Below are 13,880 nucleotides of genomic sequence, written 5' to 3'. Positions count from 1 at the left end.
CTTTCTTATTGATAAGTAAAAAATCCCATATTCGCATTATCCATTTTTCCCCATCCCTTTTGATGAGGGACTTTCCCTTTAGAGCTTGTCAAGAAAACGAGTTTTTCCTCAACAGTAACGTTTTGAAGATGGCCTTCAATGCGCTGCTGCATTTCTTCGGAATTTCGGCAATCCTTGACAAGCGAAGCCATGTTAGTCTCGATGTCCTTTGATCCATCTTCGAGGGTATGGGGATCGAAGCAGTCCGCAACTCCATCGCTCGATACCATGACGATATCTCCTTTTTCTAAGGGAAAGCTGAGGCCTCTGACGGTATCTAATTCGGGCGATCCTCTTGAGTTTCCACAAAATCTTCCTCCGGAGTCTGTTGCATCATTAAGCGCTCTTGCATCTTTTGTAAGGTCTATACACATCCAATTGCCTTCTGCATCTGGCCTCATGACAAATAATTTCGCATCCCCCACAGCCACCCCACTCAACACACCTCCTTGAATATACGCTTGAACAAACGTTGTATCTCCTTCTATCTCTTCGCTCTCTTGGCTCAGTTTACGTTGAGCTTGCTGCAAGCGGTCTAATTGTTTTGAAGTCACAGAGTGGGAATTTGCCAGGCCATTAAAATCTTGTTCTGCGTTTTCTTCGGATAAGTCGAGGACTCTTTTGGCTGCTCTAAGGGCGCCGCCCGATTGGCCGCATCCATCGCAAAGTGTCATTAGGACGGCTCCTGAGTTAAGTGTCTTGACATTTACTTGATCATAATTGACTTGGGAGCCACCCATTGCTTGATTAAATAACATCCCTTGCTCTCGGTTAAAAATGACTTTCTGATCGGATTCCCTTAAATCATACTCTTTTCCATTAAAAGAAAAAGAGGCGACAAATGGCAATTCCTTACCGGATCCATCTGTCTGGTATTTGACCGAGTCAGGATCGGGCCTGAGCCCATAATTATTGAAGACGGCATTGCGTACTTCATGGGGCGTCGAGCTAGCTTCTCCAAATGCAATATTAGTTGTTTGTTTTACAACTGCCGGTTTCAAATCATCAAAACGCTCCCAGGTCTTTTGGGTAATAATCCCTTCTAATGGCCTTCCCAAGCCCGAATTCGAAAAATCCGAGCTTCGATCTTTAAAAGGATTTAAAACACTGCGCAATTGTTTGGCTAGCTTATCCACTTGTTCCGGCTGGCAAGAAGTAAAAGCGTCTTTTGCCGCTTGCAAAAAACTCTCATTAATTTTTTTCTCTACTTCTTTTAGTTCGGGATCATTTTTTCCAGCCTGGTGAAAAAGGAGATAGGTTTGTTTTAATAAAGCAGTGGCCTTTGCCGCTTCTTCTGAATTTCCGTTTTTCATTTGTTCTAAAGACTCTCTCAGTGCAGTTTTCACTGTCGTTAAGGCTGCTTGTTTTTCCGGCGTGGAAATTTGCCGCATTTGCAGCGTTGCTAAAGCCTTTGCGACTTCTGTAGACTGCGGATGTCCTTCTTGGGCTTTTATTTGATCTGCTATTTTATGAATATTTCTTTCGGTTGTTTCTCGAATGGGCAATTGCTTTTCAAGCATGCGTATGGTTGCTTCCGCGACCTTTTGATTGCCTTCATTTCTGACAAAGTCAATTCCTTTAAAGACAACATCGGCAAATTTTTTGGCGATATTTTGTAAAAAGCGGGGCATTTTAGATAGAACCTTGCTTTCTTTAACTAGCTTCTCTGCTCGCCCATTTAAAGAGGAAATTTGATTTTCTAACGCATTCTGCAGATGCTTCAATTGATCGGAATTTAAGGTATCTAAATTTTGATTTACAAATTGATGAATTTCATTGATAGAACTTTTTAAGCTTTTATCCTGTGTGCTTCCTATCAATCCGCTTTCACTATGGACAACAGCATATTGTCTACCATTGGATTGGCAGGATTCATTGTGCTTTAATGGCTCTAAGTTGGTGAAAGTAGAGGAATTCTCTACTCCTGTTAGGTGAGGCGTATCTCTATTAATAAATGACATATTGACCTCTATTATTAATAAATGACTTTTAGGCGTTGATCTTTTGCCTTGTCCAATCCTAGCTGTTAGCCGTTAAATCTATTCTTCTTTATAAGAGTTGATCTAGCCGAAAGGGCAAAAAACTCAAGCGCACGTTACTATTGTAAGTATTTTATTTTATTATAACAAAAAAATGATTAGTTAATTAACAGTTGAATTTTTAATATTGATTAATTTTAGTTTAGATAATAGCTAAGCGATATAAAAAGGGATTGGACAAGTTCTAAGGGTGTTCACAAAATCCTCATTCTTGTCAGCATTAGCCTAGGCAGACTTAAATGAATAAACGTTCGCTACTGCTAATTCTGTATTCATAGTCTTTACCCTCTAAGGGAAATTTTCCCTTATGGGTAAATACCGGGAAAGGTCTTTTGCGGTTTTATATAAGCTTGATGAAAAGCATTCATTTAGCTTGCCTGATCGGTTGTGGCTCTGTGAAATATAATTCTAACAGAGCCGAAAAACCGAGCACAATAAGCAGCTAAAGAAATAGGAAGGAATAGAAGAGTGGAAGATTAGGACGGGCGGTTTTAATTACCCCTGTCATTATGTTGATCACAAGCACCGTCTTTTTTGGAGCCGCTCAAGTGTGCATGAACAAAGCGTATAAGTACTCTGTTTTTGATTCAACCCGTGAGATGACCTTTATTCCTTTAAGTCATGAATGCAAATTAAAGAGAATGGCAGTCATAGATGGTGTCTGATCGCGCTTGGGCAAGTCAGGCAGATAAACTCAAAACTCAGGTTTATATGGCTGTCATTTTAATGATTGTCATCGGCCTCTGGGTCTTGGCTGTCCGTTCGTTGGGCAAGCAATTTGCCGCACTTATTGGCGAACAAGGGCGCGAAGAAATAGGCGAGACAGTGACGAAATATACTTAAGTTGTTCATCTTCATCTAGTTAAAGTGTATTATTAAATAAAATTTTATAACGATATAGCCTTTCATCTTTGAAAGGCTATTTTTTTGGATTGAAATAAATTTTTACGCTTAATTTTTGAGAACTGCCTTTTCAATTAGATTTCTTTCTTATTGGTAAGTAAAAAATTCTCATATTCGCAATATCCATTTTTCCTCATCCCTTTTGATGGGGAATTTTTCCTTTAAAGCTTGTCAAGAAACGAGTTTTTTCTCAACAGTGACGATTTGAAGATAGCCTTCTCAATCTTGAGTTTGAGAAATCCGAGCTTCGATTTTTTAAAAGATTTAAAACAATTCGCAATTGTTTGGCTAGCTTATCCATTGTTCCGGTTGGCAAAAAGTAAAAGCATCTTTTGCCGCTTGCAAAAAACTCTCATTAATTTTTTTCTCTACTTCTTTTAGTTCAGGATCATTTTTTTTCAGCCTGGTGAAAAAGAAGATAGGTTTGTTTTAATAAAGCAGTGGCCTTTGCCGCTTCTTCTGAATTTCCGTTTTCATTTGTTCTAAACACTCTCAGCGCGGTCTTCACTGTCGTTAAGGCTGCTTGTTTTTCCGGCGTGGAAATTTGCCGCATTTGCAGCGTTGCTAAATCCTTTGCGACTTCTGTAGACTGCGGATGCCCTTCTTGGGCTTTTATTTGATCTGCTATTTTATGAATATTTCTTTCGGTTGTTTCTGGAATAGGCAATTGCTTTGAGATATTGTCAAAAGTTGTTGAAATTTTCTTTCATGAGCGTTCCCCTTTTGCAATTTTTGACAATATCTTCAGAATTTCTGTACGTTGTCTTCCATTACAAGAACCAATCCCCAAGATTGGTACACATAATTACCAGCCTGGAAAGAGTATATTTGAACATTCTAATGCGGAAGATTTACTGAAAAAATATAGTGGAAAAGGAAAGCCTGTTAGGGGAAATTTTGGAGAACCTGGATATCAGGAAATAATAAATTTTGAAGAATTTATAGGATATAATATTTGTGATCAAACAGGGGAAAAGATACCTACTACATGGGGGAAAATTCATTATTCTAAAAATGGAGCTCATATAGTTCCTACGAGGCCTAAACAATGAAATTATTTGGCACAAATCATATACTGAATTCAGTGGTAGAAAATCCTTTGAAGTTAGAAACACCTTTAGGTGATATAGTATTTAAGGTTAAAATTAATGAAGACTATTTTAACTTTTTAGAAACTGTTAAATCTAATGGATTTGATTGTTATTTAAGCTCCTGGAAAAGTAAAAATTGCGAGATAGATTGTTTGCGAACTAAATTTAATCCTATTCTACCTCCTGATATGCTGTTTTGCGTATATTTGGAGAATTCAAGCTTTAGAAAATTTAAATATAAGTTTGCAATGTGTCTTAGAAACCAGTTTAATAGGTTTTCCTGATTCAGGCGAACATTTAATTTCTCAATCTTTTGAGCATAATTCAATAAACTTATCTATTGGCACTGAAGATGAAGAGAAAATCGAACTTCGAGCTAAAAATAATGATTGGGTTCCTCTTCGACTTCAAACTACAATAATGCCAGATAATATTCGCTATTTAGATCAAGGTTTAGAAACATGTTTTTCATTGATAAAAGGAGAAAAAATTCAAATACAATTTATTGTTGCTTGGGTTTTAAAAACAAATAATGATTTATCTACTTGGTATGCTGTTGAGCAGCCGAATATAGAAATTCTGAAGCAAGCTGGTTTTTATTAAACAATATGATTCCCACTATAGAGAATGGGTTAACTTTGGTGAACAGATGGGGGATAGGTTCATGGAAAGATAAAGAAGGTATTCACTCTTTACCCACAACAAAAGGACATATTCCTTACTTAAAAAAGAGCCTTTATGGGTAAATACCGGGAAAGGTCTCTTGCGGTTTTATATAAGCTTGATGAAAAGCATTCATTTAGCTTGCTGGATCGGTTGTGGCTCTGTGAAATATAATTCCAATAGGGCTGAAAAACCGAGTACAATAAAGCAGCTAAAGAAATAGGAAGGGATAGAAATATGAAAGATTAAGGCAAGCAGAATGAAAAATTGAAGGGATGTTGTAATTTTACCGGACCAAATGGATCGGAATTGAAAATTAGACCAGGCACCTTTTAAAGCCAAATAAAGGCCAAATACCAAGACTGCAAAATCGCGGGAAAGCAGAGCAAGGGCTTGCCACATCTGCAGGCGTCCTTCTTGGATAAAAATACCAATGACAATAAAAACAAACAGTTTGTCCATTAAAGGGTCTAAGAAAGCTCCCACTTGGCTTGTCATGCGGTAGCGGCGTGCTAAATAGCCGTCGAGGCTATCTGTTATCATGGCCAATAAAATAGCGAGGCTTCTGTAAAATGCATTATCGACGATAAATAAAAGGGCGAGCGGTCCCCTCATCAAGGATAAGAGATTAGATGGAGTAAGGATCGTCATATTCAGCATTTGGTTAGATTAATTTAGCTAATCAATTTGATTGTCAAATATTTTGTATGTTAACGCCTTCAAAGGTTAAGTGCTACTTAAATTCATGGAATTTTAGAAAATTAACGGGAATTTTTAATTCTCATTAAATAACCCTTAAGGCCGATGAATATACCAAAGATAGGCAAATCCTGCCAGGATTAAAGTCAATATGCCTATTAAGAACCAATCGCTATAGCGTTGAAAATAGACAAGAATGGGATCGATATTTTCTCCAAAATGGTAGCCCAAGTGAAAAAAAACCAGGCTTGAGAGGAGGCAAGCTAGTCCATCCCTTAAAATAAAAAGATGAAAGGGCATTTTGGTTAAACCCGAAGACATAAATAGGGCATTGCGAATGCCTCCCGGGCAAAATCGTCCCACAATAAATGTAAAAATTCCAAACTTGGCATAATAGTGGCGGAGCCAATCTAAGCGATGAGGGGTTATAATAAATTTAAATAGGCGGATGCGATACAGGCGTGGGCCGAGAAGCCTACCAATCCAATAAGCTTCCCAAGCGGATAGATAGCATCCCAAAAAAATCCAAATGTACAAGCGTAAAGCGTGGTCTGGAATGCAGGTACTGGCAATGGCCCCTCCGCCGATCAACATAATTTCTTCGCTGATGGGAAGATTAAGGCCTGTCAGTAAAAGCAAGCAAAACATGATCCAATGCGCTTGATTGGCATGCTCGCAAATGTAATTCAATAGGTTTTCCATATGCCGTTAAGTGGCCGCAGGATTAATAGTCGTCAAATCAGGGTCTTTTAAAATAACCCCGCCTTGAATTTCAACGATATTGGTAGGAGTGGCAATTTCTGCTCCTTGCTTGGCGACAATATCGGCAATTTTTAATAGGATATCCTGTCGGATTGTCGGAAAGTCTGCGCCGGATAAGGCTGAAATATAAGCGGATACATTGATATCTAAAGAAGACGATCCAAAGCCTGTAAAAAACACCTCTACTTTTTGCTGGCGGTCGATATACCCTTGCTGCAAGAGCATCAACTTAATGTCATCGACCACTTGCCTGACTACTCCGATATCTTCGTAGCGCAGTCCGATGGTATGGTGAAAGCGTTCATGGCTCATGCGGGAAGGGGTAATGACGATGGTTTGCGTAAAAATGGAATTGGGAACATAAATGGGCCTTTTTTCCAGATTGCGGATGCGCGTCAAATACCAGCCGATTTCTTCAATATTCCCTTCAATTTTTTTCTCGGGGAGGCTGACAAATTCCCCAATTGTAAAGGGTTGGGTAATGTAGACCATCAGGCCGCCAAAGAAATTGGAGATGACTTGCTGCGAGGCAAACGCTAAGGCCAGGCCGCCAATTCCTCCAAAAGCGATCAACGTCTGCATATTGCGGCCTGTTACGTCCATCAGCAGGAAGACGGTAATAAAAATGATGGCCATTGTTGCCACTTTGCTGATCAAATCCAATTTTCCGGGAGTCAGTGCGATCTGATGGTTTTGGCTCATTTCCATCATATTTTTAACAACTTGATTATTCCAACGCATGAGGAACCAGCCGAAGGCTAGAACGGCGGACACACTTAAAATGACATGCAGCCCATCAATGTGGAAGTTCAATAAGCTAGAGCTGAGAATATCCAGCGAGCATACCGCAGCAACCAGCCACACATAGTAGGTGAGGGGATGGTGAAGGGCGGATATAAAACTGAGCGCCCAAATATTTTGTTGCTTTAGAAACCGCTCGCTTAATTTATAAAGGAGGGTGCGGATAAAAAAATTGAAGACAATCACAAATAAGACAATTCCCGCCGTTTGAACGGCAGGCCCAAAATCGCCTTCCAAAATTTCCGAACAAATTTCAAAAAAAGAAAGAAGCGGTGGCACTTTTTCCATAAAACAATCCTCCTTTCCACTCAAGTGAATATTAATGTCTGTCCCTCCTTGTTCTAGTTTGAAATGAAACGAGCCTAGTTTCAAATTTAAAACGAGTAGGGATAACTTTCTTTAAAGATAAAGCATAATGACTTCTAAGAAGAAAGAAAAGAATAACCGACTACCATAAAAAATTATTGTAGTCGGTCAATTGTATAGGCAATTTGAGACTAGCCTTTAAGGAGAGGCTATTCTTTAACCATCAAGGCTTGAGCATTGCGCTCTTCCCATGCTTTTTTCAAGAGGCTGAGACGCTTATTGGAAATTCCGCCCAAGTATTCTATTGCTGCAAGCAGACGCGCTCTTGTGCGGTCCTTACCCAGCAAGCCAACGGAATCAAACAAAGGAGGTCCTTGCGTTTTTCCCATCAAGCTGGCAAATAAAATCGGCATAATGATCTTTTTATGGTTGACCCCGAAAATTTCCGCCACGTCACGCGACGCCTGGTTCATTCCCGAACTTCCCCAGTTTTCCAGTTCATCTAGACGCCAGATAATGCCTTGGATGAGATAGCAGACTTGCTCTTTAGATAAGTCTTTGACGGCAAAAAGATCGTCTTGATATTTGATGTGATTGATAAAAAGAAAGTTAAATAAATCCATGAAATCGCCAAACGTCTTAATGCGCGAATGACAAAGCGGCATCAGCCTTTGCATAAATTCGTCATTAAAGCTCCATTCCTTCATGCGGTTCCATAGCTGGTCGACAGGGATATTTTTAATTAAGTACTGTTGATTGATCCAATCTAATTTCTGCACGTCAAAAACAGCGCCCGAGACCCCGATGCGCTTATAATCGAATTCTTGAACGATTTCATCGAAGCTGTAAATTTCGCGGTCGCCTGTCATGCTATAGCCCATTAAAGTCAAAAAATTGACAAAGGCTTCTGGCAGATACCCGCTATCGCGATAGAAGAAAATGGACGTGGGGTTTTTGCGCTTGGATAGTTTTTTCCCATCGCGTCCAAGAAGCAGGGGCATGTGCATAAAAGTAGGAGGAGTCCAGCCAAACGATTCGTACAAAAGAATATGCTTGGGAGTCGAGCTCATCCATTCATCTCCGCGGATGACATGGGAAATTTTCATTAAATGGTCATCGACTACGTTTGCCAAGTGATAAGTCGGAAAGCCGTCCGATTTCAAAAGCACTTGGTCGTCAATGTCGGCCCACGGGAATGTCATTCGCCCTTTAATGGCATCTTCATAAACGCATTCGCCGCTTATAGGAACTTTGAGGCGAATAACATAGGGAAGGCCTGCCTTTTCGCGTTCTTCTATTTCGGCGGGAGTCAAATGGCGGCAACGCCTGTCATAGCCTTGGCGACCGCCTTGCTTTGCTGCAAGTTCGCGCATTTCATCAAGGTCTTGCTGAGTGCAAAAGCATTTGTAAGCCTTTCCCTTATGCAGGAGTTCTTCTGCATATTGCTTGTAGATATCAAAGCGTTCAGATTGACGATAGGGTCCATAGGGCCCGCCAACATCTGGGCCTTCATCCCACTGAATGGTTGCCCATTTAAGAGCCTTGTAGATATTTTCCTCGTATTCCGGACGGCTGCGCGTCCGGTCTGTATCTTCGATGCGCAGAATAAATTGGCCTTTATGGTGGCGGGCAAAAATCATGTTAAACAAGGCCATATAGGCTGTTCCAACATGGGGGTCGCCCGTTGGAGAAGGAGCGATGCGAACACGGACTGACATAAAAATTAAATCCTTTAACTAAAAACAATTTAAAATAGATAATTATTGTGAGCGATTTTTAGATAGATTTCAAGTATAAGAGTGTGTTTACAAACGGGAATAGCCTGAATTCGCTTCTTTCGGCTCTAAGATTGCAAACATCTCTAAGCGGGTGTATTAAAATCCATACTAATCGATAGGTGAGGTTATTTTCTCTCGAGAAGGCAATCGGAGAGAGGGGCCATATTGAGTGAATAGGGCCCATTCTCTCTTATCGCTTCCTAGGGAAAAGAAAGCGAGTCTAGGTCATTAGCGGTTTTTAATCCCCCCTCTAAGACGCCTTTTGCAAAAGCGGGTCAAAGGGAACGGAAGAAAGCGATTCTTTTTTCTGAGGGGAGAAAAGCGCCCCTTTATCCTGCATCATGAGCAGCAGATCTTCCATAATATTATAGGATTCTTCAAGCTGCAGGTCATTCTGTCCAAAATCTTCTTGCTCATCCGTTTCGGCTTCGTCTTTCTTTTTAATTTCCTTTAGCATGTTCTGGTAATTTAAATTTTGCGCTAGCCTTTGCTGTGAATTGGTTTTCAATCTTTCTAAATAAGGGCGATACGTATCCAGTTTTTCTTGCAAACCAAATTTATAAAGCTTGCGGATTTTCTCCCGCTGCAAAAAGGGAATATCGGACAAGTCGTCATCAAAATTCGATTTGATATGATCATTTTCAAGCGGATACTTAGCAAAGCGCTCGCCGATGTCCGATTCCGATAATGGGCCTGGAACTGCTACATCCGATAAAACCCCCGTCAGCTGAGGCGTTTGTCCCGATACGGTATAATAGCGCCCGCGGGTGACTTTATATTCGCCTTGCGGATTGACTTGCTCGTTGTCCGAAGTCGTCAAAGTAAAAGTTTGATAAGATCCCTTGCCATACGTGTGATCGTCGCCTATAATGAGGGCTCTTCCATAATCTTGCAGTGTTTGTGCGACAATTTCTGATGCGGAGGCGCTCATGCGATTGACTAAGACAATCAAGGGCCCATCCCAAGCCATTGTCCCATCTAGATCCCTCAAATGCTGAATGCGGCCATTCTCATCTTTGATAGAGACGACAACCCCTTTAGTAATGAACAGTCCGGTAACGGCTACCGCTTGGGAAAGAAGGCCTCCAGAATTGTAGCGTAAATCGAGAATAAGGCCTAATAAGTGATGATCTTTTTTTAGCTTGTTGATTTCATGCTCAAGGTCTGTTGCGGAAGAGCTATCGCGGTCCTGATAGAAAGAATAGAGCTTTAAATAGCCGATAACCCCCTCTCCAAAAGGTTCATAAGAACTTTTAAAACGGGTTTCCTTTAAAACAACCTCGCCCCTTGAAATGGTGATGTCTAATTTTTCTTCCTTCTTTGTTCCGTCTGGAGCCGGCGTCTCGCGGATGACAGTCAAGACAACGGGTGTATGCTCTTCCCCCCGAATGAGATCCACGGCATCTGAAATATCCATTCCAACAACAGGCTCTCCATTAACAGCTACAATGCGGTCCTTGGCTTTTAATTGTTTCCCCAAAGCTGCAGGCCCGCCCTCGACAATCTTGATGACCGTAAATCCATTGATATCATCGCGCAGCTGGGCTCCAATTCCAAATAAACGCTGTTGGACATTGATCATAAATTGAGTTGCCTCAGTCGGAGTAAAATAAGCTGTATGCGAGTCTAAAGCGGATGCGGTAGCCTTGAGTACATTGGATAAAATTAAGTGTTCTTTTTCCGGATTTGGAGCTAATTGCTCCTCTTCAAACTTTGCCTGCCGCTTTGCAATGCGCTGCATGGCATTTTCTTTCATGTTTTCGCTTAATTTAGCCGACGTCTCCAGTTGAAGGGCGCGAATGCGTCTTAAGCGTTCGACCAATTCTTCTTCGGATTTCGCCCAAGCCATGTCTTTAAATTCTTCAGCTGTCACATGCGTGGGGAGATTGTTATAATCAATTTTTTGCTCTAATAAACGCCGCCTTTGAATGGCCTTGACCAAAGCGGCTTGAATATCTTCAAAAATGCGGAAATTATCGCTATTATAGTCCTCAATCAATTGATTCAATAGTTGATCGGAAGGATGCGTCCATTGCTGAATGTCAGATTCAATAAAATACGTCTTGGTCGGATCTAATAAATCTAAATAATTATTTAAAATGCGCTGAGCCAGTATAGGAGTCAGTTTTTTATAGGAAGCATGCGCTTTCATAATTTCTTTGGCTTTAGCAGTGACATCGGCAGGGGTTAAATCTGGAGCCTTGGCTTCCAAGCAACCAATCAAGAGGCAAAGTAGCAAAGCGATATATCTACGCATTAAATAACCTTGGGTTTCTGCTTAAGAGTGTTCATAAAGTCAGTAGATTGATCATCTTAGGACTCTTTATAAAAATTTTACTAGCAATTGCTACCAATAAGATGGCATATTGGTAGCATTTCTGCCTAAAAACCGTAGAAAAAAGGCCGACTGGCAGTGCAAGTATACCCTTAAAGGGTGTTAAATAACTTATAATAGCTTGCATTTGATTATGTCTCCTAAGAAGCAAGCAGTGCTTCTTAGGAGAAAAGAACTCGAATCTAAGCCATTAGAAGGTTTTTTAATAGGCTCTTAAAAGAGCGATTAGCAAAATCCTATTTTAAACAAAATCTCTTTATCTGAAAAGAGAGGAGTTTTCAGATAAACTTAAAAATAGAACTTGTTTAATAACTATATGTTTTGTAAAATTTTATAATATTCATAAATAGATTTTACAATTCTATAAAGATCGTAAATTTAAATTAATTTATTCGATTAGTTGGAGAAAGTAAACGCTCTAAAATATTATGGCGAATAGTCTTTACGATTTTTTTATAAAAATAGGACTAAATATTTAAAAGTTGTAAAAATTGGTTGATTTAAATTCTTTATTATGTAAATATAGATTTTCCTTTGATATAAATAATCAAAATTTATTAATGAGGATTACTTGCTTATAAGCAATTAAGTTTTTTAGGAGGATAAATATAATGTCACAGGATAAAACTGATGATAAGAAAGTTGTTTCTATTACAGAAGCAGCTAAATTGAATAAAGTAACGCGACAAGCTATTTATGTTGCGATTAAATTAAATAAGCTGAAAGCCAGAAAAGAAACGACACGATGGACAATTAGCTTAGAAGACTTAGAAGATTATCGCCGTCAGAAATACTCTAGAAGTAAATCTGTTTATGATGGGGAACTTTTATTTGACAATAACAAGGGATACTTCTCTGTTAATCAAGTGGCTGAGATGTTAAGCGTTCCTGCGCAAAAGATTTATTATGCCACTCGCATTGGTTTATTAAAGGCTCAGCGTAAAGGAGCTGCTTGGGTAATCCATTCTGATGATGTAAAGGAATATCAAGAGAAGTATATTCAAAAGAAGAACCGTCGTCGTCAAGCTAGCTAATAGCTTTCTTTGTCTTTTTGCTAGCATTGTCTTTTGTAACCGTTCACTTCAAGGCTAAGACAGTCAAGCCTTTTTTTATTATAGGTTAATCTCCTCTTAGCAAGGACTGAACGGTTATATTCTTTTTTTTCCTTTTCAAATAAATAAACGTTTCAACATGCGCTGTCTGTGGGAACATGTCATAGATAACGCATTGTTGAATTTCATAGTCTTTCGCGTAGAAGAAAGCCAAATCCCTTGCCAAAGTGGAGGGCATGCATGAGACATAGATAATCTCGTTTGGATTAGCTTGCAAGAGAGTGTGTATCACGCCTTTGGACAGGCCTGTTCGCGGAGGATTGACTAAGATCAAATGCGGCTTTTCGTGCCCTTTAAGCCATTTAGGCAGAATCTTTTCTACATCTCCTTGGATGAATTGCGCTTGTTTGAGATGATTTAATTGGCTGTTTTCCTGTGCAAATTTGATGGCTTCGGGATTAAATTCCATTCCCGTCACTTGATGGCCTTGTCTGGCCAATAGCAGCGAAGTAATGCCAAAACCGCAGTACAAGTCTAAAATTTGCTTGCCGGTCTGATGGGCAGTGACGGAGCAGATCTGGCGATAAATATTGGCGCTTTGTTCCGGATGATTTTGAACAAAGGCTTGCGGGGTAAAGCGGAAAAGAAGGCCTTCCACTTTTTGTTCACAATAAGGATCGCCGAACTGCCATTGTTCTTGCGGGCTATAGACAAGGATGCCGACAAATGCGGGATAATTTTGAAGGGCGCTTTGGAAGAGCCGGTTTTGCAATCCCTGCAAAGAAGAAAATTGAAAAGAGAGGATATAGCGGTCTTTTTGATTTTTTAAAATGGTGACCCTGCCTTCTTGGCGGCCTGGATTGGGAAGCGTATGAATAAATTCCCGCAGCTGCTTGACAATCGCATCATCCGGCGAATTGAAAATCGGGCATGTTTGTATAGTTATAAGAGAGCGATTGTCCACTCCGATATAGCCCATCTCAAAGCCGTTTTCTGTCGGTCGCATATGCAAAGTGATATGGCGGCGGTATGCCCACTTTAATTGAGCGGGAATAATTTTGGGGGGAGGCAAGCTAATATGGCCAATGCGTTTTAAAGCATCTAGGACGGCATGCTGCTTATAGTTAAGCTGGGCTTGATCATTCAGATGTTGAATCTGGCATCCTCCGCATGTGCCGAAGTAAGGACAAAGCGGTTGTGTCCGTTGCGGGCTAGCCCGCTCGATTGAGACAAGTTCGCCTTTGGCAAAGGATTTCTTTATTTCGATGAGCCGGCAGGTGATTTTATCCCCTATGGCCGTAAAGGGGACAAAGACGACAAAGCCGCGGTAGCGGAGAATGCCTTCTCCGCCGAAAGCAATCGTCTGAATTTCCCCTTCAATAATGTCGTTGAGTTGAGACTTTCCCATCATG

Annotated in this window: 13 protein-coding genes; 5 read left to right on the top strand and 8 right to left on the bottom strand. The window is 40.3% G+C overall.

From position 1 onward, the window contains the following. Window positions 1-5: 5 nt before the first annotated feature. Window positions 6-2,000 (bottom strand): PP2C family serine/threonine-protein phosphatase, encoded by a 1,995-nt coding sequence (locus BN3769_RS03070; RefSeq protein WP_068467425.1) that lies wholly within the window; start codon window positions 1,998-2,000, stop codon window positions 6-8. 587 nt (window positions 2,001-2,587) lie between these two features. On the opposite strand from BN3769_RS03070, the gene BN3769_RS14975 reads away from it, so the two are divergent. Both BN3769_RS14975 and BN3769_RS14970 read left to right on the top strand, forming a co-directional pair. Next, entirely contained in the window at window positions 2,588-2,743 is a 156-nt protein-coding gene (locus BN3769_RS14975; RefSeq protein WP_079989381.1) for an Npt1/Npt2 family nucleotide transporter, read from the top strand. Then, window positions 2,733-2,921: a hypothetical protein gene (locus BN3769_RS14970; protein WP_068467423.1), complete on the top strand. Its 189-nt coding sequence runs from the start codon at window positions 2,733-2,735 to the stop codon at window positions 2,919-2,921. Before BN3769_RS14975 ends, BN3769_RS14970 begins: the two co-directional genes overlap by 11 nt. A gap of 448 nt (window positions 2,922-3,369) precedes the next feature. Here the strand turns inward: BN3769_RS14970 and BN3769_RS03060 are convergent, their stop codons facing one another. Further along, window positions 3,370-3,648 carry a hypothetical protein gene (locus BN3769_RS03060; RefSeq protein WP_068467422.1) on the bottom strand — a complete coding sequence of 93 codons (279 nt, stop codon included), beginning with the start codon at window positions 3,646-3,648 and terminating at the stop codon, window positions 3,370-3,372. A gap of 13 nt (window positions 3,649-3,661) precedes the next feature. Here BN3769_RS03060 and BN3769_RS03055 point away from each other — a divergent pair, with 13 nt between their 5' ends. Both BN3769_RS03055 and BN3769_RS03050 read left to right on the top strand, forming a co-directional pair. Beyond that, window positions 3,662-4,033: a polymorphic toxin type 50 domain-containing protein gene (locus tag BN3769_RS03055; RefSeq protein WP_195155532.1), complete on the top strand. Its 372-nt coding sequence runs from the start codon at window positions 3,662-3,664 to the stop codon at window positions 4,031-4,033. Between the two features lie 282 nt (window positions 4,034-4,315). Next, a complete protein-coding gene (locus tag BN3769_RS03050) occupies window positions 4,316-4,675 on the top strand; it encodes a hypothetical protein (RefSeq protein WP_068467419.1) in 360 nt (119 codons plus the stop codon). A 192-nt stretch (window positions 4,676-4,867) separates the two neighbouring features. Here the strand turns inward: BN3769_RS03050 and BN3769_RS03045 are convergent, their stop codons facing one another. The 5 genes from BN3769_RS03045 to tsp all read right to left on the bottom strand — a co-directional run bounded on the left by BN3769_RS03045 (window position 4,868) and on the right by tsp (window position 11,338). Further along, window positions 4,868-5,386 (bottom strand): CDP-alcohol phosphatidyltransferase family protein, encoded by a 519-nt coding sequence (locus BN3769_RS03045; RefSeq protein WP_228840598.1) that lies wholly within the window; start codon window positions 5,384-5,386, stop codon window positions 4,868-4,870. A 144-nt stretch (window positions 5,387-5,530) separates the two neighbouring features. Continuing rightward, window positions 5,531-6,124 carry a DedA family protein gene (locus BN3769_RS03040; RefSeq protein WP_228840597.1) on the bottom strand — a complete coding sequence of 198 codons (594 nt, stop codon included), beginning with the start codon at window positions 6,122-6,124 and terminating at the stop codon, window positions 5,531-5,533. An 18-nt stretch (window positions 6,125-6,142) separates the two neighbouring features. Further along, entirely contained in the window at window positions 6,143-7,285 is a 1,143-nt protein-coding gene (locus BN3769_RS03035; RefSeq protein ID WP_068467414.1) for a mechanosensitive ion channel family protein, read from the bottom strand. Window positions 7,286-7,512: 227 nt separating this feature from the next. Beyond that, a complete protein-coding gene (gene gltX, locus BN3769_RS03030) occupies window positions 7,513-9,021 on the bottom strand; it encodes a glutamate--tRNA ligase (RefSeq protein ID WP_068467413.1) in 1,509 nt (502 codons plus the stop codon). A gap of 310 nt (window positions 9,022-9,331) precedes the next feature. Then, window positions 9,332-11,338 (bottom strand): tail-specific protease Tsp, encoded by a 2,007-nt coding sequence (gene tsp / locus BN3769_RS03025; protein WP_068467411.1) that lies wholly within the window; start codon window positions 11,336-11,338, stop codon window positions 9,332-9,334. A 689-nt stretch (window positions 11,339-12,027) separates the two neighbouring features. On the opposite strand from tsp, the gene BN3769_RS03020 reads away from it, so the two are divergent. After that, window positions 12,028-12,450 carry a helix-turn-helix domain-containing protein gene (locus BN3769_RS03020; protein WP_068467409.1) on the top strand — a complete coding sequence of 141 codons (423 nt, stop codon included), beginning with the start codon at window positions 12,028-12,030 and terminating at the stop codon, window positions 12,448-12,450. An 85-nt stretch (window positions 12,451-12,535) separates the two neighbouring features. Here BN3769_RS03020 and rlmD read toward each other — a convergent pair whose 3' ends face one another. After that, window positions 12,536-13,879 (bottom strand): 23S rRNA (uracil(1939)-C(5))-methyltransferase RlmD, encoded by a 1,344-nt coding sequence (gene rlmD / locus BN3769_RS03015; RefSeq protein ID WP_079989380.1) that lies wholly within the window; start codon window positions 13,877-13,879, stop codon window positions 12,536-12,538. Between the last annotated feature and the right edge of the window lies 1 nt (window position 13,880).

The sequence above is a fragment of the Candidatus Protochlamydia phocaeensis genome (assembly GCF_001545115.1).
GTDB classification, from domain to species: Bacteria; Chlamydiota; Chlamydiia; order Chlamydiales; family Parachlamydiaceae; genus Protochlamydia_A; species Protochlamydia_A phocaeensis.
The sequence above is the reverse complement of the archived record's forward strand: the minus strand, read 5'-3'. Positions and strand labels throughout refer to the sequence as shown.

Excerpts from the sequence above, each read along its gene's own strand:
- tsp (WP_068467411.1), bottom strand. The coding sequence starts at position 11,338 with ATGCGTAGATATATCGCTTTGCTACTTTGCCTCTTGATTGGTTGCTTG.
- BN3769_RS14975 (WP_079989381.1), top strand. The coding sequence starts at position 2,588 with ATGTTGATCACAAGCACCGTCTTTTTTGGAGCCGCTCAAGTGTGCATG.
- rlmD (WP_079989380.1), bottom strand. The coding sequence starts at position 13,879 with ATGATGGGAAAGTCTCAACTCAACGACATTATTGAAGGGGAAATTCAG.
- BN3769_RS03020 (WP_068467409.1), top strand. The coding sequence starts at position 12,028 with ATGTCACAGGATAAAACTGATGATAAGAAAGTTGTTTCTATTACAGAA.
- BN3769_RS03070 (WP_068467425.1), bottom strand. The coding sequence starts at position 2,000 with ATGTCATTTATTAATAGAGATACGCCTCACCTAACAGGAGTAGAGAAT.
- BN3769_RS14970 (WP_068467423.1), top strand. The coding sequence starts at position 2,733 with ATGGTGTCTGATCGCGCTTGGGCAAGTCAGGCAGATAAACTCAAAACT.
- gltX (WP_068467413.1), bottom strand. The coding sequence starts at position 9,021 with ATGTCAGTCCGTGTTCGCATCGCTCCTTCTCCAACGGGCGACCCCCAT.
- BN3769_RS03045 (WP_228840598.1), bottom strand. The coding sequence starts at position 5,386 with ATGACGATCCTTACTCCATCTAATCTCTTATCCTTGATGAGGGGACCG.
- BN3769_RS03035 (WP_068467414.1), bottom strand. The coding sequence starts at position 7,285 with ATGGAAAAAGTGCCACCGCTTCTTTCTTTTTTTGAAATTTGTTCGGAA.